General features: G+C 71.3%; 20 protein-coding genes. 13 read left to right on the top strand and 7 right to left on the bottom strand.

Features of this window, described 5'->3' with window-relative positions; all coding sequences use genetic code 11:
• Positions 1–84: 84 nt before the first annotated feature.
• Positions 85–798 (top strand): IclR family transcriptional regulator, encoded by a 714-nt coding sequence (locus WFI16_RS08385; protein WP_419897367.1) that lies wholly within the window; start codon positions 85–87, stop codon positions 796–798.
• 36 nt (positions 799–834) lie between these two features.
• On the opposite strand, the gene WFI16_RS08380 is transcribed toward WFI16_RS08385, so the two are convergent.
• The gene (locus WFI16_RS08380; RefSeq protein WP_419897366.1) at positions 835–1,746 is read right to left on the bottom strand and encodes an NAD(P)-dependent oxidoreductase; all 912 of its coding nucleotides are present in this window, start codon (positions 1,744–1,746) and stop codon (positions 835–837) included.
• Positions 1,739–3,325 carry an ABC transporter substrate-binding protein gene (locus WFI16_RS08375; RefSeq protein ID WP_419897365.1) on the bottom strand — a complete coding sequence of 529 codons (1,587 nt, stop codon included), beginning with the start codon at positions 3,323–3,325 and terminating at the stop codon, positions 1,739–1,741. The genes WFI16_RS08380 and WFI16_RS08375 overlap by 8 nt, the downstream gene beginning before the upstream one ends.
• 220 nt (positions 3,326–3,545) lie before the next feature.
• Between WFI16_RS08375 and WFI16_RS08370 the strand changes: the two genes are divergently transcribed.
• The 4 genes from WFI16_RS08370 (at position 3,546) to ggt (ending at position 8,467) form a co-directional block, all read left to right on the top strand.
• Positions 3,546–4,253: a GntR family transcriptional regulator gene (locus tag WFI16_RS08370; RefSeq protein WP_419897364.1), complete on the top strand. Its 708-nt coding sequence runs from the start codon at positions 3,546–3,548 to the stop codon at positions 4,251–4,253.
• Positions 4,254–4,314: 61 nt separating this feature from the next.
• Complete coding sequence (locus WFI16_RS08365) at positions 4,315–5,934, top strand: ABC transporter substrate-binding protein (RefSeq protein WP_419897363.1); 1,620 nt, start codon at positions 4,315–4,317, stop codon at positions 5,932–5,934.
• A 68-nt stretch (positions 5,935–6,002) separates the two neighbouring features.
• Positions 6,003–6,860: an alpha/beta hydrolase gene (locus tag WFI16_RS08360; protein WP_419897362.1), complete on the top strand. Its 858-nt coding sequence runs from the start codon at positions 6,003–6,005 to the stop codon at positions 6,858–6,860.
• An 11-nt stretch (positions 6,861–6,871) separates the two neighbouring features.
• Positions 6,872–8,467, top strand: coding sequence for a gamma-glutamyltransferase (gene ggt / locus WFI16_RS08355; RefSeq protein ID WP_419897361.1), 1,596 nt, complete (start codon positions 6,872–6,874; stop codon positions 8,465–8,467).
• 251 nt (positions 8,468–8,718) lie between these two features.
• Here ggt and WFI16_RS08350 read toward each other — a convergent pair whose 3' ends face one another.
• On the bottom strand, positions 8,719–10,044 hold the full coding sequence (locus tag WFI16_RS08350; protein ID WP_419897360.1) for an aminotransferase class III-fold pyridoxal phosphate-dependent enzyme: 1,326 nt from the start codon (positions 10,042–10,044) through the stop codon (positions 8,719–8,721).
• A gap of 248 nt (positions 10,045–10,292) precedes the next feature.
• Here WFI16_RS08350 and WFI16_RS08345 point away from each other — a divergent pair, with 248 nt between their 5' ends.
• From WFI16_RS08345 to WFI16_RS08320, 6 genes are read left to right on the top strand one after another with little or no spacing between them, the layout of a single operon-like run.
• A complete protein-coding gene (locus WFI16_RS08345; RefSeq protein WP_419897359.1) occupies positions 10,293–11,423 on the top strand; it encodes a C45 family peptidase in 1,131 nt (376 codons plus the stop codon).
• Positions 11,420–12,985, top strand: a complete 1,566-nt coding sequence (locus WFI16_RS08340) for an ABC transporter substrate-binding protein (RefSeq protein WP_419897358.1) — start codon at positions 11,420–11,422, stop codon at positions 12,983–12,985. Before WFI16_RS08345 ends, WFI16_RS08340 begins: the two co-directional genes overlap by 4 nt.
• Positions 12,986–13,006: 21 nt before the next feature.
• A complete protein-coding gene (locus tag WFI16_RS08335; protein WP_419897357.1) occupies positions 13,007–13,954 on the top strand; it encodes an ABC transporter permease in 948 nt (315 codons plus the stop codon).
• A 7-nt stretch (positions 13,955–13,961) separates the two neighbouring features.
• Positions 13,962–14,774 (top strand): ABC transporter permease, encoded by an 813-nt coding sequence (locus WFI16_RS08330; RefSeq protein ID WP_419897356.1) that lies wholly within the window; start codon positions 13,962–13,964, stop codon positions 14,772–14,774.
• Positions 14,771–16,390, top strand: a complete 1,620-nt coding sequence (locus WFI16_RS08325; protein ID WP_419897355.1) for an ABC transporter ATP-binding protein — start codon at positions 14,771–14,773, stop codon at positions 16,388–16,390. The genes WFI16_RS08330 and WFI16_RS08325 overlap by 4 nt, the downstream gene beginning before the upstream one ends.
• Positions 16,391–16,441: 51 nt before the next feature.
• Positions 16,442–17,311, top strand: coding sequence for a GntR family transcriptional regulator (locus WFI16_RS08320; RefSeq protein ID WP_419897354.1), 870 nt, complete (start codon positions 16,442–16,444; stop codon positions 17,309–17,311).
• 21 nt (positions 17,312–17,332) lie between these two features.
• Here WFI16_RS08320 and WFI16_RS08315 read toward each other — a convergent pair whose 3' ends face one another.
• A complete protein-coding gene (locus tag WFI16_RS08315; RefSeq protein ID WP_419897353.1) occupies positions 17,333–17,551 on the bottom strand; it encodes a hypothetical protein in 219 nt (72 codons plus the stop codon).
• A 355-nt stretch (positions 17,552–17,906) separates the two neighbouring features.
• Between WFI16_RS08315 and WFI16_RS08310 the strand changes: the two genes are divergently transcribed.
• Both WFI16_RS08310 and WFI16_RS08305 read left to right on the top strand, forming a co-directional pair.
• A complete protein-coding gene (locus WFI16_RS08310) occupies positions 17,907–18,890 on the top strand; it encodes a Bug family tripartite tricarboxylate transporter substrate binding protein (RefSeq protein WP_419897352.1) in 984 nt (327 codons plus the stop codon).
• 49 nt (positions 18,891–18,939) lie between these two features.
• A complete protein-coding gene (locus WFI16_RS08305) occupies positions 18,940–20,214 on the top strand; it encodes a hydroxymethylglutaryl-CoA reductase, degradative (protein ID WP_419897351.1) in 1,275 nt (424 codons plus the stop codon).
• On the opposite strand, the gene WFI16_RS08300 is transcribed toward WFI16_RS08305, so the two are convergent.
• From WFI16_RS08300 to WFI16_RS08290, 3 genes are read right to left on the bottom strand one after another with little or no spacing between them, the layout of a single operon-like run.
• Positions 20,211–21,602 carry an aminotransferase-like domain-containing protein gene (locus tag WFI16_RS08300; RefSeq protein ID WP_419897350.1) on the bottom strand — a complete coding sequence of 464 codons (1,392 nt, stop codon included), beginning with the start codon at positions 21,600–21,602 and terminating at the stop codon, positions 20,211–20,213. The two genes, WFI16_RS08305 and WFI16_RS08300, sit on opposite strands and share 4 nt — an antisense overlap.
• A gap of 9 nt (positions 21,603–21,611) precedes the next feature.
• Positions 21,612–22,274 (bottom strand): 3-oxoacid CoA-transferase subunit B, encoded by a 663-nt coding sequence (locus WFI16_RS08295; RefSeq protein WP_419897349.1) that lies wholly within the window; start codon positions 22,272–22,274, stop codon positions 21,612–21,614.
• On the bottom strand, positions 22,271–22,948 hold the full coding sequence (locus WFI16_RS08290) for a 3-oxoacid CoA-transferase subunit A (RefSeq protein WP_419897348.1): 678 nt from the start codon (positions 22,946–22,948) through the stop codon (positions 22,271–22,273). Before WFI16_RS08290 ends, WFI16_RS08295 begins: the two co-directional genes overlap by 4 nt.
• Positions 22,949–23,008 lie beyond the last annotated feature (60 nt).

Below are 23,008 nucleotides of genomic sequence, written 5' to 3'. Positions count from 1 at the left end.
TGGACAGGGGGCGGCCGGCATAAAACGCAACGCCGTTTCGGGTGCCGCTTGCCGGGCCGCGGGGCGGCCGGTAATCCTCGCCGCATGAAACGAAGCGCAGACCAGGCACCAGCGCTGGAGGGGGTGGCCTCGGCCGAGCGCACGCTCACCCTGCTGAGCGCCTTCCGCAAGGGCGACGGGGCGGTCAGCCTGGCCGAGCTCTCGGCCCGCACCGGCTTGGTGAAGAGCACCATCATGCGGCTGGCGGTGTCGCTGGAGGCGCATGGTTACCTGGCCCGCCTGCCGGACGGCAGCTACCGGCTGGAGGCGGAGCTGCTGCGGCTGGGTTCGATCTACCAGCAGTCGTTCCGGCTGGAGGCGCATGTGGCGCCGGTGCTGGAGCGGCTGGTGACGGCGACCGGCGAAAGTGCCGCCTTCTACATCCGTCGCGGCGCGCAGCGGCTCTGCCTGTTCCGCGTCGATTCCCCGCAGCGGCTGCGGCTGCATGTGCGGGCGGGCGACCTGCTGCCGATGGATGACTCGGCCATTGCCCAGGTGCTGCGGCTGTTCACGACCGAGGCGCTGGCCGGCGAGGCCGAGGCGACGCGGTTTCCGCTGTTCACCTCGGGCGCTCATGATCCGCATGCCGCAGGCATGGCGACCCCGGTCTTCGGGGCAGAGGATGCCTTCCTCGGTGCCCTGACGCTGAGCGGCCCGGTGACGCGCTTCACCCGCGAGGCCGCCGCGCTGGCCGGCCCGGTGCTGCTGGAGGCCGCACGGGCCTTGTCGCGCGGCCTCGGCAGCCGCCTCGCTTTCTGAGGCGGGGGTCCGGGGGCATTCAATGCCCCCGGAATCTTACTTGCTGGCCTGTTCCATCGCCCGGAGCGCCGTCTCCAGATCCTCCGGCACCTTGCCCTCGAAATGGGATTTGAGATCCAGGCTCTCGACCCAGCGCAGGCGCGCCTCGGTGCCGCGGGTGACCAGCGGCTCGACCCCCGCATCGGCCAGGGCTTCGGCGGCCATGGCCACTTCCTCCGCCCGGCGCTTGGCGTGGATGACGCCGGTGGTCAGCATCCCCGCCGCCAGCTCGTCCAGCGGCTTCTGCAGGGTCCTGGCGGCGGAGGCCATGACGGCATCCGCCAGGCCGTAATGCCGGGCGCCGAGCAGCATCTCGTCGAGCAGCGCCTCGATGCCCTTGATCAGCACCGAGCGCATGATCTTGATGCCCGAGGCGGTGCCGAGCGGGCCCTCGACCGGGTCGATGCGCATGCCCCAGGGGGTCAGCGCCTCGGCCAGGGCGCGGGCGGCGGGGCCGCTGGCGAGGATCGGCAGGGCCAGCCCGTCCTTCGGCGTGCCCATGATCGAGGCATCGGCGAGCAGCGCGCCGCTGCCCGCCAGGGCCCGTTCCACCGACTGCTTCACCTTGGGCGTCGCCGAGGCGACATCGGCATAGACCTGCCCCGGCCGCAGATGCGGCGCGAAGGCCGCGGCGCTGGCGACCGAGGAGGAGCCGGGGGTGACGCCCAGGATGATGTCGACCCGGGCCGCCAGCGCCGCCGGGCTGTCGACCAGGGTGACGCCGGCCGCCGCCGCCCGCTGCCGGATCAGCGCCGCGAAGGGGCCGTCCTGGGCGCCGTTGTCGTAGCTCAGCACCTCGACCAGCCCGTTGCCGCGCAGCCCGGCCCCGAGGGTGCTGCCGATCTCGCCATAGCCGACCAGACCGACGCGGATCTGGTTGCGCCTGTTGCCCTGGTCCTTGTCAGACACGCCGGACGTTCCAGAACTTGACGAAGCCGTCGAGCACGCCGTCGATGTTGCGGCGCCAGGCCATCGGCTGGAAGATCTGGCCGGTGGGCAGGAAGGTGGCATCGCGCCAGGCCTGCAGCTGGATCTCGGCGGCCAGCTTCTTCTGGGTTTCCAGGTCGCGCTCCTCCAGCCAGGCGTCGCGCAGCCGCTCGGCCTCCGGGCTTTCCGGCCAGCCGTACCAGCCCTGCAGCCCGTTGCCGCGCGCCACGCTGGTCACCGCCGGGTCGAGGATGTTCAGCCCCGAGACCATCGAGGGGAAGACCGACCAGCCGCCCTTCTCCACCGGCTCGCGCGAGTTGCGGCGCTGGAACAGCGTGCCGCTGTCGACTGCCTGCACCTCGACATTCAGCCCGAGCCGCTTGAACAGGTCGATGCCCAGCTGGCCGAGCGGCGCGCTGACCGGATGGTCCATCGGCAGCATGAAGGCGATCTTCTCGCCCTTGTAGCCGGCGGCGGCGATCTCCTGCTTGGCGCGGGCGATGTCGGTCGGGCCGAACATCCCCTCCATCCCGGCATCGCTGGCCATCGGCGTGCCCGGGCAGAACATGCCGAGCTTGACGTGCCAGGTCTCCGGATCGCTGCTGTAGGACTGCATGAATTCCGACTGGTCGACGGCGCGCAGCACGGCGCGGCGCAGCGCGACATTGTCGAAGGGCGGCTGGATGCAGTTGAAGCGCAGGATCGGCGTCAGGCCCTGGCGGTCCTTGACCTCGACGCGGACATTGCGGTCGCGCTTCAGCAGCGGCGCCAGGTCGGGCGACGGCGTCTCCCACCAGTCGACCTCGCCGGCCCGCAGCGCGGCGGAGGCCGAGGAAGGATCGGGCATGGTGATCCATTCGACGCGGTCGAAATGCGCGACCTTCGGCCCCGCCGTGCCGCCGACCTGTCCGTCGCCGCGCGGCTGGTAGCCCTCGAAGCGGGCATAGGCGGCCTTCGCGCCGGCCAGGTGCTCGCGCTCGAGGAAGCGGAACGGGCCGCTGCCGACGATCTCGGTCACCTGCCGCGCCGGGTCGGTCTTGGCCAGCCGCTCCGGCATGATGGCGCACATGCTGGGCGAGGCCTTGGCCAGCGCCGCCGGCAGCAGCGGGAAGGGTTTCTTCAGGCGGAACTGGATGGTGTTGTCGTCGGGCGCCGAGAGCTCGGCGGTGGCCGCGGTCAGCGCCTGGCCGAAGGAATCGCGGCTGGCCCAGCGCCGGATGCTGGCGACGCAGTCGCGCGCGGTGACCTTGCTGCCGTCATGGAAGGTCAGGCCGGGGCGCAGCGTCAGCTTCCACAGCTTGCCGTCATCCTCCACCACATGGCCGGCGACCATCTGCGGCTGCGGCTTGAACTCGGCATCCAGGCCGTAGAGGGTGTCATAGACCAGGAAGGCATGGTTGCGCGTGGGCGTCGCCGTGGTGGCCACCGGATCGAGCAGCGACAGATCGACGAAGGGGACGAAGCGCAGCGCGCGCTCGGTCTGGGCCCGTACCAGGGAGGGGCGGGCCAGGGGCAGCAGAAGCCCCGCCGGCACCGCCGCCAGCAATTGCCGACGCCGCATCGTGTTCAGTTTCCTTCCCAGCTTTCGCCCCGGCCAACCCCCAAGGCGGCCAGAGCGTTTCCATTTCGGAATTGCGTTTCGATTTTAGCGACCACTGCGTGCCGGATGTCAAGCGCAGCCCTCGGCCTCACCCCCCCCGGCGATGCGCCCTTCCCGGTGCGAAAGGGTTGGCGGGGTGGTGCCTCCGGCTCTACCACGGCGGCAGACTGAGGAGCCCCGCATGACCCACCCCGCCGCCCTTGCCGGGCCTGCCGCCATGGCAGAGCCGCCGGGCGCCGCCCTCCAGGACCCGGTGCGCGCGCTGGAGACCGCCATCGCCGAGGAGATCCATGCCGGGCTGCTGCCGCCCGGCATGTGGCTGAAGCAGATCCTGCTGCAGGAGCGCTACGGCCATTCCCGCGGCGATGTCCGCCGCGTGCTGGACCGGCTGGTGGCGCAGCGCCTGGTCGAGCATGTGCCCAATCACGGCTACCGCGTGCAGCAGCTCGATCCCCGGCGGCTGGAGGAGCTGCGCCAGGTGCGGCTGATCCTCGAGGTCGCGGCGGCCGAGATGGTCGCCCTGCCCGCCAGCCCCGAGGCGGTGGCCCGGCTGCGCGCCCTGGCGCAGGATTTCTCCGAGGCGACGGAAAGCCGCTCCATCCTCGATCAGAACGAGGCCAACCTGGCCTTCCATGCCGGGCTGCTGGAGCTCTGCCCGAACCGCGAGCTGGCCCGCCAGGTGATGGAGACCCGGCTGCGCATGCCCGCCGCCCCGCTGACCCAATGGGCCCGCCAGGGCTGGGTGGAGGAATCGGCGCGGCAGCACCATGCCATGGTCGACGCCCTGGCCGAGGGCGATGCCGGCCGCTACCGCGCGCTGGTCCGGGCGCATATCCGGGCGCCCGCCCCGACCCCCCTCCGGACGGCCCGACGCGCGAAGGCCGATTGACACCAAAATTGGCACCAGTTTTGATGCGTCCCGGCCGGGTGCCCCGGCGGAGGACGAACGCATGCCAGGACTCACCCCCACCCGCCGCTGGGTGACCCGCGCCGCGCTTGGCGCTGCCCTCGCCGGGACCTCCTGGCTGGAGGCGGCGCTTGCCCAGGGGTCCTCCGGCCAGGCGCTGCCGGGCGGCGGCAAGCGGCTGCGCATCGGCATGGCGGCGCCCAACACCACGCTGGACCCGCATTTCCAGAGCAACGCGCCGAACAACGCGGTGGCCAGCCATATCTTCGACGCGCTGGTGACCAACGACCCGGCCTCGCGCTCGATGCCGGGCCTGGCCGAGAGCTGGACCGCCGAGAGCGACACCCGCTGGGTGCTCAAGCTGCGGCAGGGCGTGCGCTTCACCGATGGCTCGCCCTTCACCGCCGAGGACGCCATCGTCTCGCTGCGCCGGGCCAACGACCTGCCCAGCACCGCCTCCTTCCGCACCTATACGCGCAGCATCAAGGCGATGACCGCGCCGGCCCCGCACACCCTCGTCATCGAGACAGACGGGCCCGACCCGCTGCTGCCCAATTCGCTGAGCCGCATCCGCATCATCCGCGCGGCGTCCAGGGACGCGACCACGCCGCAGTTCAACGACGGCAGCGCCGCGATCGGCACCGGCCCCTTCCTCCTGAAGCAGTACACCCCGGGCAACCGCATCCTGCTGGCGCGCAACCCGGACTGGTGGGGCGGCCCGCTGCCCTGGGACGAGGTGCTGCTGGTGCCGGCCACCGATGATGGCGGGCGCCTGGCGTCGCTGCTCTCGGGCGATTTCGACATCATCGAGGCGGTGCCCTCGCAGAGCACCGGCCGCATCAAGGAGAACCCGCGCTTCCAGCTGATCCGCGGCATCTCCAGCCGCGTCGTCTATCTGTCGATGGACCAGCACCGCGACGTCACCCCCTTCATCACCGACCGCGCCGGCAAGCCGCTGGCGAAGAACCCGCTGAAGGACGTTCGCGTCCGCCAGGCGCTGAGCCTGGCCATCAGCCGCCAGGCGATCGCCGACCGGGTGATGGAGGGCGACGCCGTCCCCGCCTCCCAGCTGCTGCCCAAGGGCGCGGCCGGCACCTCCGACGCGCTGGACGTGCCGGCCTACGACCCCAGCCGCGCCAAGGCGCTGCTGGCCGAGGCCGGCTATGCGGAGGGCTTCCGCATGACCATCCACGGCCCCAACGACCGCTACATCAACGATGCCAAGATCGTGCAGGCGGTCGCCCAGATGTTCACCCGCATCGGCATCGAGACCACCGCCGACGTGATGCCCTGGTCGGTCTATGCCGCCCGCTCCTCGCGCAGCGAGTTCAGCTTCAACCTGGGCGCCTGGGGGGTGAACACCGGCGAGACCTCCAACCCGCTGAAGGCGCTGCTGGCCACCCGCGACGCCAAGGCCGGCATGGGCGCCTCGAACAACGGGCAGTATTCCAACCCGGAGCTCGACCGGCGGCTGCAGGAAGCGCTGCGCAGCATGGACGACGCGGCGCGCAACAGGCTGCTGGCCGAAGCCTCGGAAATCGCCTTCCGCGACTTCGCCATCCTGCCGCTGCACCATGAAGTGTCGGTCTGGGCGGCGCGGCAGGGGATCACCTATGCGACGCGGGCGGATCAATACACCCTCGCCGTGGGGGTCGGCGGCTAGAACAGAAAGAAAGACTGGGGAGAAGGTATTCTCCCCAGACCCCTCATCTATTTTTGGAACATGCCCGCATGACCGACGCTCCCGCGACCGCCGAAGCCACGGCGCGCGCCAAGGCCATCTATGACCTCGGCCCCACCGTCATCTTCTCCTGCAAGGCCGATCCGCGCTTCCAATACTGCCTCTACGTGCCGCCCCAGGTCGGCAAGGGCACCAAGGTCGAGCTGCTGGTCGCGGTGCACGGCACCGGGCGCACCTCCTTCCTCGACTTCCGCGACGGCTTCGCGGAATTCGGCAAGTGGAACGACGTCGCCATCCTCTGCCCGATCTTCCCGGTCGGCGTCCGCGGCGACGGCGCCCGCAGCGGCTACAAGTACATGCAGGAAGGCGATATCCGCTACGACCTGCTGGTCCTCGCGATGGTCCGCGAAGTCGCCGAGAAATACGGCCAGGACTGGTCGACCTTCGCCATGTTCGGCTTCTCCGGCGGCGGCCATTTCACCCATCGCTTCGCCATCATGCACCCGAAGAAACTCTGGGCGGCCTGCATCGGCGCGCCGGGCTCGGTCACCCTGCTCGACCCCGACCGCGACTGGTGGGTCGGCATCCGCAACATCGGCGAAAAGTTTGGCATCACCTTCGACGGCGAGGCGCTGAAAAAGATCCCGGTGCAGATGGTCGTCGGCGACGCCGATCTGGAGACCTGGGAGATCACCCACAAGCCCGGCGGCACCTATTGGATGGAGGGCGCCAATGATAGCGGCAGCACCCGCCCGGAGCGGCTGAAGACCCTGGCGGCCTCCTTCGAGAAGGCCGGCGTCACGGTGCAGCTCGACCTGGTGCCCGGCGTCTCGCATGACCGCATCAAGGTGCTGGACCGGGTGAAGGACTTCCTGGCCGGCGTGCTCGCCACGAAGCGGGGGCGCTGACCATGGGCGGCATGATCGTCGCACCCCAGCCCGAGGCGGTGGAAGCCGGCGCGCTGGTGCTGAAGCGGGGCGGCAATGCGGTCGATGCCGCCATCGCCGCCGCCTTCGTCCAGGGCGTCGTCGACCCGCTGATGTGCGGCATCGGCGGCTTCGGCTCCATGCAGGTCTTCATGCCGCGGCGCGGCCTGCACGAGGTGCTGGAATTCTACGCCCGCGCGCCGCTGGCGGCGACGCCCGAGATGTGGACCGACAAGCTGCTCGGCCAGTCGCGCGACGGCTTCGCCTTCCTGCTGGAAGGCGGCATCAGCGAGCAGGGCCATCTCGCCGTCTGCACCCCCGGCAACGTCAAGGGCTATGCCGAGGCGCTGACCCGCTACGGCACGCTCGACTGGGCCGAGGCCATGGCGCCGGCCATCGCCCAGGCGAAGCGCGGCGTCATGGTGCGCCCGCACATGCACTGGTTCTGGAGCCAGGACCAGGCCGGCAGCGGCCAGGTCAACACGGCGGACAAGCTGCGCCTGACGCCGACCGGCCGCGAGGTCTTCTTCCGCCCCGATGGCAGCGTCAAGCGCCCCGGCGACATGCTGCACAACCCTGACCACACCCGCAGCCTGGAGCGCCTGGCCGCCGAAGGGCCCGACAGCTTCTACCACGGCGCCCTGGCCGAGGAGATGGCCGCCGACTTCGAGGCCTCGGGCGGCCTGCTGCGCAAAGAGGACTTCGCCGCCTACGAGCTCTCGGTCGTGCAGCCGCTCTGGGGCGAATATCGCGGCCACCGCATCTCCACCAGCCCGCCGCCGGCCAGCGGCATGCTGATGCTGCAGATCCTGCACATCCTGGAGAATTTCGAGCTCGGCCGCCTCGAGCACAACGGCGCCGCGCATATCGCCCTCCTCGCCGAGGCGATGAAGCGCATGACCATCGACAAGGACCGCCACATGGGCGACCCGGCCTATGTCGATGTCCCGGTCGAACGCCTGATCTCGCGTGACTACTGCGCGGAACTCGCCGCCTCGATCCGCGCCGGCGAGCGTGCCACGGTGAAGCGCCTCGACCGGTCGCAGCGCGAGACCACCCATATCTCGGTGGTGGACGATGCCGGCAATGCGGTGGCCCTGACCCACACCCTGGGCAGCCCCTCGGGCGCGATCAGCCCCGGCCTCGGCTTCATCTACAACGGCACCATGAGCCGCTTCGACCCCCGCCCCGGCCGCGCCGCCTCCATCGCGCCCGGCAAGCGCCGCGCCAGCTCGGCCGCGCCCACCATCGTCTTCGACGGCGACCGGCCGAAGATCGTCATCGGCGCCCCCGGCGGCAGCTACATCGCCCCGGCGGTCGCCCAGGGCATCATGAACGTCATCGACTTCGGCATGTCGATGCTCGAAGCCGTCGCCGCCCCGCGCATCGTGGCGGTCTCCGACTCGATCGACGTGTCCAACCGCGTGCTGCATTCCGTCACCGACGCGCTTGCCGCCCAGGGCTACGACATCAAGCGCAGCTGGCAGAGCTACGCCTTCGCGGCGCTGCACGGCATCCTGATCCAGGATGGAAAGTTCTCGGGCGGCGCGGATCCGCAGCGGGATGGGATGGCGCTCTGCGTGAAGTGAAGGGAAGACAGAGGCAGGCCAGGGGAATGAATTCCCCTGGACCCCATCTTTTTTCTATCAGATTGCCATGTCCACGTGGGGACAAGACGTGAAACGGCCAACCTACAGCGCGACCTTCGAGGTCGCGCTGTTTTCGTATGATGAACCCCGCCGCGATGCCTTGGTGCCGCCTGTGGTGAAGCGGCTGGGCAATCAACAGCCAACAGAACAGGAAAAAGATGGGGGTTTGGGGGAATTCATTCCCCCAACCTTCAGACTTCCCCTGCGCACTTCCTGATCGTCGACACGATCTGGTCGATCTGGCTGTCCTCGATGGCCAGCGGCGGCGACAGCACCAGCGACTCACCCACGGCCCGGATCAGCACGCCTTCGTCGAAGCAGCGGGCGGCGATGGCCTTGGCCGCCGCGGGGCTGCCGAACTCGATGGCGCCGAGCAGGCCGATGTTGCGGATGTCGGTGACGCCGGCGGCGTCGCGCAGGCTGTGCAGGGCGGCTTCCCAGCGCGGCGCGGTGTCGGCGGCGCGCTCGAACAGGCCTTCTTCCTGGTAGACTTCCAGCGTGGCCAGGCCGGCGGCGGCGGCCAGCGGATGGCCGGAATAGGTGTAGCCGTGCATGAACTCGCTGCTGGTCTCGGGCTGGCTGTAGAGGCCCCCGGCGACGCGGTCGTTGATCAGCACGCCGCCCATCGGCACGGCGCCGTTGGTCATGCCCTTGGCGCAGCAGATCAGGTCCGGCATGACGCCCAGCGCCTGGCTGCCGAAGGCGGCGCCGAGCCGGCCGAATCCGGTGACCACCTCGTCGAAGATCAGCAGCAACCCGTGGCGGTCGCAGATCGCGCGCAGCCGTTCCAGGTAGCCCCGGGGCGGCACCAGCACGCCGGTGGAGCCGGCGACGGGCTCGACGATGACGGCCGCAATGGTGCTGGGGTCCTGGGCGTAGAGAATGCCTTCCAGCGCGTCGGCGAAGGCCTCGCCGCCATGCTCGGGCCGGCCGCGGCTGAAGGCGTTGCGCGCCGGGTCATGGGTGTGCGGCAGGTGGCTGATGCCGGGCAGCAGCGGGCCGAAATGCTTGCGCTGGGTGCCGATGCCGGCGACCGAGAGCCCGCCGAAGCCGACGCCATGATAGCTGCGCTGGCGGCCGACCAGCTTGGTGCGCTGGCCCTGGCCCTGCACCGCATGGAAGGCCAGCGCCAGCTTCAGCGCGGTGTCCACCGCTTCCGACCCGGAGCCGGCGAAGAAGACGCGGTTGAAGTTCTCGGGCGCCGCCTCGGTCAGTCGGTTGGCATAGTCGAAGGCCGCCGGATGGCCGAGGCCGAAGGAGGAGGCGAAGTCGAGCTGCCCGGCCTGGGCGCGGATCGCCTCGACGATCTTCGGGTGGCAATGGCCGGCATTGACGCACCAGAGGCCGGCGATGGCGTCGAGGATGCGACGGCCATCGGGCGCGACATAGTGCATTCCCTGGGCCTGGGTGACGAAGCGCGGGTCGCGCTTCCAGGCGCGGTTCGGCGTGAAGGGCATCCAGAAGGCGTCGAGGGCATTGGGCGGCGCGGCGAAGCGCGCCTCGGGGGCATCCATCATCGGAATCCTGGCTGGTGGGGCCTGGGGAAAAATGTGCTGCTTTGCACAAAATGCAGAACCGCCCGGGAGCGGCCAGCGCCGGGCCGGCGCGCCTCCCTGGTCAGGACGGCTGCAAAGCAGATCATAAAACAGGAGGTGGCCGGCATGATCCTGCTTGCGCTTCCCCGGGCGATGCGGTTCGATGCTTGCACTTTGGACCATCAAAGTCCATTCCGATCGAAACCACCCAGACAGGGGACGTCCGCGCCTTGGAACCCTTTCCGCTCATCGACCTTTCCGGCGGCGCCGAACAGCGTGGCCGTCTCTATGGCCGCCAGGCGGCCGGGCGCATCCGCCGCAGCATCGGCCACTACACGGCGCAGCTCGCGGGATCGGGGCAGAGCCAGGCGCAGATCCGCGCCTGGGCGCTGGACTTCGTCCCCCGCATCGAGGCCTTCGACGAAGACTACGTCGTCGAGATGCGCGGCATCGCCGCGGGCGCCGACGTCGCCTTCGAGGATATCGTGCTGATCAATGCGCGGACCGAGGTGCTGCAGCTCGGCAAGCGCCGCGCCGCCGCCGAGGCCATCGCCAAGCGCGAGCCGGATGGCTGCACCGGCGTGGTGGTGCTGCCCGAGGCCTCGGCGGATGGCGCGCTGATCCATGCGCAGAACTGGGACTGGAAGTCGGAATGCGCCGAGACCGGCGTGGTGCTGCGCATCCGCCGCGAGGACGGCCCCGACATTTTGACCTTTGTCGAGGCGGGCGGCCTGGCGCGGGCCGGGCTGAACGCCGCCGGCGTCGCGGTGACGGCCAACTACCTCGAAAGCGACAGGGATTATCGGGACCTGGGCGTTCCGCTGTCGCTGATCCGCCGCAAGGTGCTGGAAAAGGAGTTCGTGGCGCAGGCCTTCCATGCCGTCTACACGACGCGGAAATCGGCCTCGAACAACATCATCGTCAGCCAGGCCGGCGGCATCGCCATCGACTTCGAATGCGCCCCCGATGAAAGCTTCCAGGTGCATGCCGAGCGCGGGCTGATCGTGCATGCCAACCACTGGCAGAGTCCGGTGGCGCTGGGCAAGCTGCAGGACACCGGCATCGCCACCACGCCGGACAGCCTCTACCGCGACCTGCGGGTGCGCGAGTTGCTGCAGGCCGGCGGCCGCAAGCTCGGCGTGGAGGACGTCAAGGCGGCGCTGTTCGACGACTACCAGGCGCCCTGGTCGGTCTGCCGCCCGCCGCGGCTGAACGCCGCCGGCAATCTCTCGGCCACCGTCGCCATGCTGGTGATGCAGCCGGCGCGCGGCATCCTGGAGATCGCGCCGCTGCCAGCGCTGAACCGCCATTTCACCCGCTACGATCTGTTCGACACCGCCAGCGCGAGGGCCGCCGAATGATCCGCTCCACCCTCGCCGGCCTGGCGATCGCCGGCCTCGCCGCCACCGCCGCCCTGGCGCAGCAGCCGGCGCGCGGCGACTACATGCTGCGCGCCTCGATGAATTCCGACATCCGCAGCACCCAGCCCGGCGGCAACCGCGACTTCAACACCGACACCGTCATGCTGCACGCGGTGGAAGGGCTGGTGGCGCTGAGCGAGAAGGTCGCCGTGGTGCCGATGCTGGCGGAGAAGGTCGAGCTCTCCGAGGATGGCCGCACCTACCGCTTCACCCTGCGCGAGGGCGTCACCTTCCACAATGGCGCGCCGCTGACCTCGGCCGAGGTGCTGTGGAGCCTGAAGCGCTACATGGATCCGGCGACGCAGTGGCGCTGCCTGCCCGACGTCAATGGCAGCTCCGGCCTGGCCAAGGTCACCGGCATCGAGGCGCCGGATGCGCGCACCATCACCATCTCGCTGGAGCAGCCGGCGGCGCTGTTCCTGTCGATCCTGGCGCGGCCCGATTGCGGCGCGACGGGCATCCTGCACCCCGCCTCGGTGGGCGCCGACGGCACCTGGCTGAAGCCGGTCGGCACCGGGCCCTATGTCCTCGGCGAGTGGCGCCGCGGCCAGTATGTCGAGCTGGAGCGCTTCGAGCGCTATGCCGCCCTGCCCGGGCCGCGCGACGGCTTCGCCGGCGGCAAGCAGGCCTATGCGGCGCGGCTGCGCTTCGTCGTCATCCCGGATTCCTCGGCCGCCAAGGCGGCGCTGATGGCCGGCAATATCGACGTGCAGGGCGATGTCCCCTCGCCCGAGCTGCCCGACCTGCGGGCGCGCCCCGGCATCACCGTGCAGGCGGCGCCCGGCATGGGCATGACGGCGCTGCTGCTGCAGACGCGCGATCCGCTGCTGAAGGATGTCCGCATCCGCCGCGCCCTCGCCCTGGCCATCGACGTGCCGGAGCTGGTCTCCAGCATGATCGGCGACGACGCGCCCTCCAACCCCTCGCCGGTGCCCAGCGCCAGCGCCTTCCATTCGGCGGCGCAGAATGTCCGGCCGGCGCGCGACCTGGCGGCGGCCCGGCGCCTGCTGGCCGAGGCCGGCTATCGCGGCCAGACCATCCGGCTGATCACCAACCGCCGCTACCCGAATGTCTATGACGCCGCGGTCGCCACCCAGGCGATGGCCAGCGAGGCCGGCATCAAGCTCGAGCTCGAGGTGCTGGACTGGGCGACGCAGCTCGACCGCTATACCCGCGGCGACTACCAGATGATGTCCTTCATCTATTCGTCCCGGCTCGAGCCTTCCCTCTCCTACGAGATGATCTCCGGCCCCAAGGACACCCAGGCGCGCAAGGTCTGGGAGACGCCGGAGGCGCTGGCACTGATCCAGCGCTCGATGCGCGTCACCGACGCGGCCGAACGGCAGGGCATCTTCGAGGAGCTGTTCCGCCGCTTCATGGCCGAGGTGCCGGCGATCCCGCTCTACAACCAGCCCGACTATGTGGCGACACGCGCGGGGATCAACGGCGTGCAGCCCTGGGCCTCGGGGCAGACCCGGCTCTGGGGCGTCTGGCGGCAATAGGCAGGGCAGGAGGACGGCGAGATGACCCCGCTCTACGCGCTGAAACGCCTGGGCCTGGCGCTGCCGACGCTGCTGCTGGTGGCGGTCGCCGTCTTCGGCCTGCTGCGGCTGGTGCCGGGTGACCCGGCGCAGCTGATGCTCGGCGACGCCGCCGATGCCACGCAGCTGGCGGAGATCCGCCGCAGCATGGGGCTGGACGGCCCGCTCTGGCAGCAGTTCCTGCTCTGGCTCGGCCAGGCGCTGCGCGGGGATCTCGGCGTCTCGCTGGCCAATGGCGAGCCCGTGCTGCCGCTGATCCTCGACCGCTTCCAGGTGACGGCGGCAATCGTGCTGCTGGCCGTGGCGCTGGCCGGGATGATCGCCGTGCCGCTCGGCACCATCGCCGCCTGGAAGCAGAATTCCCTGCTGGATCTGTCGGTGGTGGGCGGCGCGACCCTGCTGCTGTCGATCCCCAGCTTCTGGCTCGGGCTTCTCCTCCTCATCCTGTTCGGCCTGAAGCTCGGCTGGGTCCCCGTCGTCGGCTATGTCACCTTCGGCGAGAATCCCTGGCAGGCGGCGCTCTACATCGTGCTGCCGGTGCTGACGCTGATGCTGATCGAGACCGGCGTGCTGACCCGCATGGCGCGCAGCGCCGCGATCGACGTGCTGCGGCTGGAATATGTGGCGCATGCCCGCTCCAAGGGCCTGTCGGAAGCCGCGGTGCTGGGCCGCCACGTGCTGCCCAATGCCTTTGCGCCGACGCTCACCCTGCTCGGCATCGTGCTGGGCAACCTGCTCGGCGGCATCGCGGTGATCGAGACCGTCTTCACCCTGCCCGGCCTCGGCCGGCTGCTGGTCGATGGCATCTATGCCCGCGACTATCCGGTGGTGCAGGGCACCATGCTGTTCGTCGCCACCCTCTACGTGCTGGTCAATCTGCTGGTGGACCTGCTCTACCCGCTGTTCGACCCGCGCGTCACGGCCGAGTGACCCCGCCATGCGCTTCCGCCTGAACGCCGTCATCGGCGGGCTGCTGATGGCCCTGCTGCTGGCCACGGCCCTGCTCTCCACGATCTGGACGCCCTTCAACCCGCTCGGCGTCGCGCTGCGCGCCCGGCTGCAGCCGCCCTCGGCGCTGCACTGGCTTGGCACCGACGAGGTCGGGCGCGACGTGGTCAGCCGGCTGATGGCCGGCGCCGGCACCTCCTGCGTCGTGGCGCTGCTGACCGTCGCCGTCGCCGTCACCCTCGGCACCGCCATCGGCCTGGTCGCCGGCTTCGCCCGCGGCTGGACCGACCGGCTGCTGATGCTGGTCAATGATGCGCTGCTGGCCTTTCCCGGCATCCTGCTGGCGCTCGGCCTGCTCGCCGTGCTGGGGGCCAGCCAATGGGGCATCGTCGCGGCGCTCGGCCTGGCCTATGCGCCCACCGTCGCCCGCATCGTGCGCGGCTCGGTCCTCTCGATCCGCGAGCGGGAATTCGTCGAGGCCTCGCGCGCCATCGGCAATTCCGAGCTCTACACGCTGTGGCGCCACGTGCTGCCCGGCACCGCCTCGCCGCTGATCGTGCTGGCCACCAGCATGTTCGGCTGGGCGATCCTGGCGGAAAGCGCGCTGTCCTTCCTCGGCCTCGGCGTGCCGCCGCCGGCGCCGACCTGGGGCAATATGCTGGCCGCGGCCCGCCCCTATCTGGAAACCGCCACCTGGCTGAGCCTGAGCCCGGGCGCCTGCATCGCGCTCGCCCTGCTCGGCGTCAACATGCTGGGCGACGCGCTGCGCGACCGGCTCGACCCGCGCACGAGGCCGCAATGAGCGCCATCCTGGAGCCGCTGCCGATGACCGCCGCCGCCACCGCCCCGCTGCTCTCGGTCGAGGGGCTGCGCGTGCAGGCCGGCCGCACCCTGGCCGTCGCCGATGTCTCCTTCGACCTGGCGCCCGGCGAGATCCTGGCGCTGGTCGGCGAGAGCGGCAGCGGCAAGACGGCCACGGGGCGCGCCATCCTCGGCCTGCTGCCGCCGGGGCTGGAGCGCAGCGCCGGCCGCATCCGCCTGGGGAGCGAGGATCTGACCACCCTATCGCCCGCCCGCCTGCGCCAGCTGCGCGGCGGCGCCATCGGCATGGTGTTCCAGGAACCGATGGTATCCCTCAATCCCGCCATGACGATCGGGCGGCAGCTCGGCGAAGCCCTCGCCCTGCACAGCGACCTGTCGGCGGCCGACCTGCACGCCGCCAAGATCGCCATGCTCGAGCGGGTGCAGATCCCCGACCCCGAGGGGTGCCTCCGCGCCTATCCGCATGAATTCTCCGGCGGCATGCGCCAGCGCATCATGCTGGCCGCCGTCATGCTGCCGAAGCCGCGCCTGCTGATCGCCGACGAGCCGACCACGGCGCTGGACAATCTGGTGCAGGCCGAGATCCTCGACCTGATGGTGGAGCTGGCCCGCGACAACGGCACCGCCGTGCTGCTGGTCACCCACAATCTCGGCCTGGTCGCCCGCTATGCCGATCGCGCCCTGGTCATGCAGGGCGGCCGCGTCGTCGAGGAGGGCCCGGCCCGCCGCCTGCTGACCGCGCCGCGCCAGGCCTATACCCGCCTGCTGGTCGAGGCCATGCCGCAACGCTCCCCGCGCCCGCCGCGCCCGGTGGGCGAGACGCTGCTGGAGGCGCGCGGCCTGGTGGTCGACTATCCCGGCCGCGCCCGGCTGTTCCGCCGTGCGCCGCCGAAGCGGGCGGTGCAGGGCGTCGACCTGGCCATCGCCCGCGGCGAGACCGTGGCCCTGGTCGGCGGCAGCGGCTCCGGCAAGACCACGCTGGGGCGCGCCATGCTGCGGCTGGTGCAGCCCAGCGGCGGCCAGCTTCTTTTCAAGGGTGAGGACATCACCACCCGGAAGGACACGGCCTACCGGGAGTTCCGGCTGGCCTGCCAGATCGTCTTCCAGGATCCCTATTCCTCGCTCGACCCGCGCATGCGGGTGGGCGAGATCGTCGCCGAGCCACTGCGCCACGAGCCGGGACTGACCGCCGCCCAGCGCGCCGCCCGGGTGCAGGAGACCTTCGAAGCCGTCGGCCTGCCGGGGATGGACCAGCGCCTGCCGCACCAGCTGTCGGGCGGGCAGCGGCAGCGGGTGGCCATCGCCCGCGCCATTGTCCGCCGGCCGGCCCTGGTGGTCGCCGACGAGCCCGTTTCCGCCCTGGACATGACGGTACAAAAACAAATCCTGGCGCTGATCCGGCAGCTGCAGGCCGAGCGCGGCTTCGCCTGCCTGTTCATCTCGCATGACCTGGGCGCGGTGGCCGAGGTCGCCGACCGCGTCGTCGTCATGCAGGAGGGCCGCATCGTCGAGCAGGGCGCCCGCGACACCATCTTCGATGCGCCGCAGCACCCCTATACCCGCGCGCTGCTGGCGGCGACGCCGCGCATCGACTGACGGCGCTTTCCGCTTTTCTCCCTGACCTCCCTCCGCTATGGCGCCCTCCGCATGACCGCCACCCCCCTGCAGCGCGAGCTGGCGCGCAACATCCTCGAGCTGCTGCGCGACCGTGGCGCGGCACCGGGGGCGCGCATCAGCCGCGCCGGCCTGGCCGAGGCGCTGGGCGTCTCCCGCACGCCGGTGAATGGCGCCGTCGCCCTGCTGGAGGCGCTGGGCGCGGTCGCCACCGAGGGCCGTGCCCTGCGGCTGATCGACGCCGAGGCCGAGCTGCCGCCCGAGGGAGATGGCGAGAAGACCGGGGTCGACCGGCTGCTGGTGGCGATCGCCCAGGGGCGCTCCGACGGGCGGGTGGCCGAGGAGGTCTCCGAGCGGCAGCTGGCGCAGCAATTCGCCGCCCCGCGCGGTGCCGTGGCGCAGGCCCTGGCGCAGCTGGCCGAGGCCGGCGTGGTCAGCCGCAACCGCGGCCATGGCTGGCGCTTCACCGCCGGCTTCGCCTCGCGCGCCGAACGCGCCGCCTCCTACCGCTTCCGCATGCTGATCGAGCCGCCGGCCCTGCTCGAGCCGACCTTCGCGCTGCCCGCCGGCTTCGCCGCGCGGATGCGGGCGGAGCATCACCGCTTCCTGGAGCGGCCCTGGCACGACGACCACGCCGTCGCCCTCTACCGCATCAACGCCGCCTTCCACGAGGGGCTGGCCGAGGCCTCTGGCAACCGCTTCATCGCGGCCGCCGTCGCGCAGCAGAACCGGGTGCGGCTGCTGTCCAACTATTCCTGGCGGGTCGGCGCCGAGCGCGTGGCGGTCACGGTGCGCGAGCACCTGGCCATCCTGGACGCGCTCGAGGCCGGCGACCAAGAGCGCGCGGCGCTGCTGATGCGGCTGCACCTGGCCGACGCCCTGGCGCTGCGCCAGGAAAGCTGAGGCGGGCGGCGCGCGCCGGCGTCAGTCCTGTCCCGATCCCGAGGAGCGGAGATTGTCGCGCGGCGCCCCGCGCGGGCCCTCGCCCTTCGCCTGATCCATCCGGTTGAGCATCTTCTGCAGCCCTGGCAGGCGCTCCGTGCTGGCGGGCGGATGCTCGCTGCCCAGGGTGTTGGCGATGTGCTGGCGGCGGGCCGCCTCGGCCGACTGCTTCAGCATGCGCAGCTGGTCCATGTCGGACATGGTTTTTCCTCCTTGTTGATGGCGCGGACGCCCCTGGCGCGCACGGGCGGCGTCCGGGGCCGGCAGCATGCGCAGGCCCCGCGATCGGGGCAAGGCCGGGCCCGCCCGCTCACCACAGGGCTGCCGTGACGGCAACGGGGGTCAGGGCGCGCGGGTTGCGCTGCCCGCCAGGCCGCCCGCGCCCGGGCCTTGGCCCGCGGCGGCACACTCCCCGGCGCGACTCCTCCACCCGCCTTCCCGGCGCCGACTGTCCCCCTGAAAAACCGTGCAACTGTCCCTTTTCCTGCCGTCACACATGGGACAGTGATATCGCTGCACGACAAGAACGAACCACAAGAACTTCCGGGAGACGTCCATGCTGCACCGCCGCCCCCTGCTCGGCTGCGCCCTCGCCGCCCCTGCCCTGCTGCTGTCCCGCCCGGGCGCCGCCCAGGCCCCCGAGGCCTGGCCGAGCCGCGCCATCACCCTGGTCGAGGGCTATCCGCCCGGCGGCGTGACCGACCTCGCCTCGCGCGCCGTCGCCGAGCCGATGTCGCGCGCGCTGGGCCAGACGGTCGTGGTGGAGAACCGCCCCGGCGCCGCGACCTCGGTCGCCGCCACCTATGCGGCGCGCGCCAAGCCCGACGGCTACACGCTGGTGATGGGCACCACGACGCTCGCCATCAACCCGACGCTGCAGCCCGGCCTGACGCCGAAGGAGCCGGTGAAGGAGCTGGAGGCCATCGGCATGGTCTTCCAGACGCCCTTCATCCTGCATATCCATCCGGGCCTGCCGGTCAGCAACGTCGCCGAGCTGATCGCCTATGCCAAGGCCAATCCGGGCAAGCTGCTGTTCGGCTCGCCGGGCACCGGCTCGGTCAGCCATCTCTGCCTGGAGCTGTTCCGCGCGCGGGCCGGCATCGAGATCGTCCATGTGCCCTATCGCGGCGGTGCGCCGGCCGCCCTCGACCTGCGCCAGGGCCGCATCCATGCGGTGTTCCAGGCGATCCAGGAGGCGGCGACGACGCTGTCCGACGGCGGCACCAAGGGGCTGGCGGTGACCGCCACCGCGCCGATCGCCAACTACCCGGCGCTGCCCCCGGTGGCCGCGACGCTGCCGGGCTTCGAGGTGTTCTTCTGGCAGGGCCTGTTCGCGCCGGCGCAGACCCCGGCGCCGATCCTGGCGCGGGCCGGCCGCGCGCTGAAATCCGCCACCGACGACACGGCCCTGCGCAGCCGGCTGGCCGAGCAGGGCGTGCAGCTGGTCAGCGGCGACGCGGCCACGACGAAGCAGCGGCTGATCGACGACACGCAGAAATGGGGCGACCTGATCCGCTCCGCGAACATCCGCCTGGAGTGAGGCGACCCGCCTCGCCCCCCGCCGCTCCCTCGCTCTCGTGGACAAGAAGATGTCGATCAGCAACCTGACCTCCCGCATCAGCGGGTTCCACCGCATGTCCGCCGAGGAGCGGCGCGAGGCCGTCGCCGCCTTTGCCGGGCTGGACGAGGCCGCCACCGCGCAGCTCGCCCGCGACACCAATATCGACGCCCATCTGGCCGAGCACATGATCGAGAACGTGGTCTCGAGCATCGCCATCCCGGTCGGCGTCGCCACCAACCTGCGCATCGACGGCGAGGACGTGCTGGTGCCGATGGCGACCGAGGAAAGCTCGGTGGTCGCCGCCGTCTGCAACTCGGCGCGGCAATGCTATGACCGCGGCGGCTTCGCCACCTCGATGTCCGGCGGCGAGATGATCGCCCAGGTGCAGCTGCTCGGCGTCGCCGACCCGGAAAGCGCGCGGCTGCGCATCCTGGAGCGGCGGGCCGAGATCGGCGCGCTCTGCGACGCCTGCGACCCGATGCTGGTGCGCCTCGGCGGCGGCTTCCGCGACCTCGAGGTGCGCCTCCTGCCGAGCCGCGGCGGCACCATGGTGATCGTCCACCTGATCGTCGACACCCGCGACGCCATGGGCGCCAACACGGTCAACACCATGGCCGAGACGCTGGCCCCGCGCCTGGCCGAATGGAGCGGCGGCCGTTCGCTGCTGCGCATCCTCTCCAACCTCGCCGACCGCCGGCTGGCGCGCGCCCGCGCGGTCTGGCCGGTGGAGGCCATCGGCGGCGAGGCGGTGCGAGACGGCATGCTGGCCGCCTACCACTTCGCCGAGGCCGATCCCTACCGGGCGGCGACGCACAACAAGGGCATCATGAACGGCGTCTCGGCGGTGGTGCTGGCCACCGGCAACGACACCCGCGCGGTCGAGGCCGGCGCCCATGCCTATGCCGCGCGCTCGGGCCGCTACACCAGCCTGACGCATTGGGAGATGACGGCGGCGGGCGAACTGGCCGGCATGATCGAGCTGCCGATGCCGGTCGGCCTGGTCGGCGGCGCCACGAAGATCCACCCGACCGCCCAGGCCTGCCTGAAGATCCTGGGCGTGAAGACCGCCGAGCGGCTGGCGCGGATCATCGCCGCCGTCGGCCTGGCGCAGAATTTCGGCGCCATGAAGGCGCTGGCGACGGTCGGCATCCAGCAGGGCCATATGGCGCTGCACGCCCATAACGTCGCCATCGCCGCCGGCGCGGTGGGCGAGGAGGTCGGCCGCGTCGCCGCCATCCTGGTCGAGCGCCGCCAGGTGCGGCAGGACGTGGCGACCGAAGTCCTGGCCACGCTCCGCGGCTAACGCGCCCCGAACTGCCCGCGCATGAATTGAAGAAAACGCGGATCGGCGGCATGGGCGACGTTGCAGCGCAAGGCGGCGACGGCGCCCTCCCGCTCGATGCGGAAGACGCTGCCGGGGGCGAGGAAGATGCTCTCGGCCGCGGCGGCACGGCAGAGCGCGGCCTCGTCGACGCCCGGCGGCAGCTCGATCCAGATGTAGAAGCCGCCGCCGGGCGGGGCGCGGGCGGCGAGGCCGATGTCGGACAGGTCGGCGACGGCCCGTTCGGTCGCCTCCGCCACGCGGCGCTGCAGCCGTGCCAGATGCCGGCGGTAATGCCCGGCGGCGATCAGCCCGCAGACCAGCCGCTCGGCATATTGCGAGGTGGCGACGACGGTCAGCAGCTTCAGGTCGGCCAGGCTGGCCGCCAGCCCCGGCGGTGCCGCGACGAAGCCGACCCGCAGCGAGGCCGACAGCGTCTTGGAGAAGGTGCCCACATAGAGCACCCGCCGCAGCCCATCCAGCGCCGCCAGCCGCGGCAGCGCGGCGGGCAGGATGTCGGCGAAGGCATCGTCCTCGACGATCAGGAAACCGGCGCGCTCGGCGGCCTGCAGCAGCGCCTGCGCCACGGGCCGGGAAAGCCCGGCCCCGGTCGGGTTGTGCGCCAGCGACTGGGTGAAGAAGGCGCGCGGCCGGCAGCTGGCGAGCGCCCGTTCCAGCGCGGCCAGGTCCGGCCCCTCCGGCCCGCGCGGAATTCCGATGATGCGCGCCTTGGCCAGGCTGAGCTTGGCGAAGAGCGGGTAGTAGCCGGGATCATCGACCAGCACCGCATCGCCGGGCTCGACCAGCTGGCGGATGATCAGGTCGAGCGCGTGGTTCGCCCCCTGGGTCAGCAGCAGCCGGTCCGGCGGGCAGGCGATGCCGCGCTCGGCCAGGGTCAGCGACAGCCGCTCGCGCAGCGGCGCATAGCCCCAGGCGCTGCCATAGTCATGCTCGGTGCCGGGCCCCTCGCCGGCGGCCTGGCGCGGCAGGCGGAAATGCGCGGCGAGCTCCGAGCGCTCCATCCAGGCCGGCGGCGGGCGGCCGTCGCCGGGACGGACGGCATAATGCGCCTCGCCCTGCTCGCGCAGCAGCGAGACCAGGTCGAGCGCCTCGGCCAGATGCGGCTGGGCCTGCGGGGTGGCGGCGACCGGCTGCGACGTGACGAAGAAGCCAGCGCCACGGCGCGCTTCCAGGCAGCCGGCGGCGACCAGCCGGTCATAGGCCTCGGCCATGGTGTTCTTCGACACGCCCTGGTCGCGCGCCGCCTGGCGGACCGAGGCGATGCGCTCGCCCGGCCGCAGCGTCCCCGCCGCGATGGAGGCGGACAGCCGCGCCACGATGCGCGCGACGCGGCTGCCCTGGCCGGCCATGGCGGTGGTTCAGCCCTCCAGCGGCCGCATCGCGCCGGGGCGCAGCGGCGCCTCGGTCTGCGCCCGCAGCGCGTCGAGGCTGAGCCCCGGCAGGATCTCTTCCACTTCAAGCCCCTCGGGCGTCACGGCGATGACGGCGAGATTGGAAAAGATCCGCTTCACCACGCCGCGGGCGGTCAGCGGATAGGTGCAGTCGCGCACGATGCGCGCATGCCCATGCCGCGAGGTGTGCTCCATCATCACCCAGATCTGCTTGGCACCGACCGCCAGGTCCATGGCGCCGCCGACAGCCGGCACGCCCTCGCCGATCCCGGTCGACCAGTTCGCCAGGTCGCCCTTCTCCGAGACCTGGAAGGCGCCGAGGACAGAGATATCGAGATGGCCGCCCCGCATCATCGCAAAGCTCAGCGATGAGTCGAAAAAAGAACCGCCGGTGCGCAGCGTCACCGGCTGCTTGCCGGCATTGATCAGGTCCCAGTTCTCCTGCCCCGCCGGCGGCCGCGGCCCGAGATTCAGGATGCCGTTCTCGCTGTGCAGGAAGATCTCGCGGTCGGCGGGGATGTGGTCCGGGATCTGGTCGGGCAGGCCGATGCCCAGGTTGACGAAGGCACCATCCGGGATGGCGCGGGCGATGCGGCGGGCCAGCTGCTCGCGGGTCAGCGGCGTGCTCATTGCGGCGCCCCCTTCAGCACGACGCGGTCAACGAAGATGCCCGGCGTCACCACCGCCTCCGGATCGATCGCGCCCAGCTCGACGAATTCCTCCACCTCGGCCACCACCAGCGCGGCCGCGGTCGCCATCACCGGGGCGAAATTGCGCGCGCCCATGTTGTAGGTGAGGTTGCCCAGCCGGTCCGCCTGTCGCGCCCGGATCAGCGCGGCGTCCGCGCGGATCGGCTTTTCCAGCACATGCTCGCGCCCGTCGATCATGCGGGTCTCCTTGCCCTCGGCCAGCGCGGTGCCGGCGCCGACCGGCGTGTAGAAGCCGCCAAGGCCGGCGCCGCCGCAGCGGATGCGCTCGACCAGCGTCCCCTGCGGCACCAGCTCCAGCTCGATCTTCCCGGCCAGGTACAGCTCGGAAAAGCTCGCCGTCGTGTTCAGCTTGGACTTGGGATAGGAGCAGACCAGCTTGCGCACCTGGCCGGCCGAGAGCCACAGGCTGAGATCCGGCTCGGCGCTGCCGCCATTGTTGGCGATCACCGTCAGGTCCTTCAGCCCGGCCGCATGCACCGCCGCCACCAGGCCGAGCGGCGTCCCGGCGCCGCCGAACCCGCCCAGCAAGATCGTCGCGCCATCGCCGATCCCGGCAATGGCCTCCGCAAAACGCGCGACACGCCTGTCCAGCATGACCGGTCCGCCCCTCCCAAGGCGCGCGGCTCTTGGCCGCTTGATAAAGTTGAGGCCGGG

Source organism: Roseomonas sp. USHLN139 (assembly GCF_037145735.1).
Classification (GTDB): Bacteria; Pseudomonadota; Alphaproteobacteria; order Acetobacterales; family Acetobacteraceae; genus Pseudoroseomonas.
This window is presented reverse-complemented; position numbering and strand designations above follow the sequence as displayed.

What these genes read in the sequence shown, in the direction of transcription:
- WFI16_RS08340 (WP_419897358.1), top strand. Translation starts at nt 11,420, where the DNA reads ATGATCCGCTCCACCCTCGCCGGCCTGGCGATCGCCGGCCTCGCCGCC.
- WFI16_RS08365 (WP_419897363.1), top strand. Translation starts at nt 4,315, where the DNA reads ATGCCAGGACTCACCCCCACCCGCCGCTGGGTGACCCGCGCCGCGCTT.
- WFI16_RS08360 (WP_419897362.1), top strand. Translation starts at nt 6,003, where the DNA reads ATGACCGACGCTCCCGCGACCGCCGAAGCCACGGCGCGCGCCAAGGCC.
- WFI16_RS08375 (WP_419897365.1), bottom strand. Translation starts at nt 3,325, where the DNA reads ATGCGGCGTCGGCAATTGCTGGCGGCGGTGCCGGCGGGGCTTCTGCTG.
- WFI16_RS08350 (WP_419897360.1), bottom strand. Translation starts at nt 10,044, where the DNA reads ATGATGGATGCCCCCGAGGCGCGCTTCGCCGCGCCGCCCAATGCCCTC.
- WFI16_RS08335 (WP_419897357.1), top strand. Translation starts at nt 13,007, where the DNA reads ATGACCCCGCTCTACGCGCTGAAACGCCTGGGCCTGGCGCTGCCGACG.
- WFI16_RS08330 (WP_419897356.1), top strand. Translation starts at nt 13,962, where the DNA reads ATGCGCTTCCGCCTGAACGCCGTCATCGGCGGGCTGCTGATGGCCCTG.
- WFI16_RS08300 (WP_419897350.1), bottom strand. Translation starts at nt 21,602, where the DNA reads ATGGCCGGCCAGGGCAGCCGCGTCGCGCGCATCGTGGCGCGGCTGTCC.
- WFI16_RS08290 (WP_419897348.1), bottom strand. Translation starts at nt 22,948, where the DNA reads ATGCTGGACAGGCGTGTCGCGCGTTTTGCGGAGGCCATTGCCGGGATC.
- WFI16_RS08305 (WP_419897351.1), top strand. Translation starts at nt 18,940, where the DNA reads ATGTCGATCAGCAACCTGACCTCCCGCATCAGCGGGTTCCACCGCATG.
- ggt (WP_419897361.1), top strand. Translation starts at nt 6,872, where the DNA reads ATGATCGTCGCACCCCAGCCCGAGGCGGTGGAAGCCGGCGCGCTGGTG.
- WFI16_RS08315 (WP_419897353.1), bottom strand. Translation starts at nt 17,551, where the DNA reads ATGTCCGACATGGACCAGCTGCGCATGCTGAAGCAGTCGGCCGAGGCG.
- WFI16_RS08310 (WP_419897352.1), top strand. Translation starts at nt 17,907, where the DNA reads ATGCTGCACCGCCGCCCCCTGCTCGGCTGCGCCCTCGCCGCCCCTGCC.
- WFI16_RS08370 (WP_419897364.1), top strand. Translation starts at nt 3,546, where the DNA reads ATGACCCACCCCGCCGCCCTTGCCGGGCCTGCCGCCATGGCAGAGCCG.
- WFI16_RS08295 (WP_419897349.1), bottom strand. Translation starts at nt 22,274, where the DNA reads ATGAGCACGCCGCTGACCCGCGAGCAGCTGGCCCGCCGCATCGCCCGC.
- WFI16_RS08325 (WP_419897355.1), top strand. Translation starts at nt 14,771, where the DNA reads ATGAGCGCCATCCTGGAGCCGCTGCCGATGACCGCCGCCGCCACCGCC.
- WFI16_RS08385 (WP_419897367.1), top strand. Translation starts at nt 85, where the DNA reads ATGAAACGAAGCGCAGACCAGGCACCAGCGCTGGAGGGGGTGGCCTCG.
- WFI16_RS08320 (WP_419897354.1), top strand. Translation starts at nt 16,442, where the DNA reads ATGACCGCCACCCCCCTGCAGCGCGAGCTGGCGCGCAACATCCTCGAG.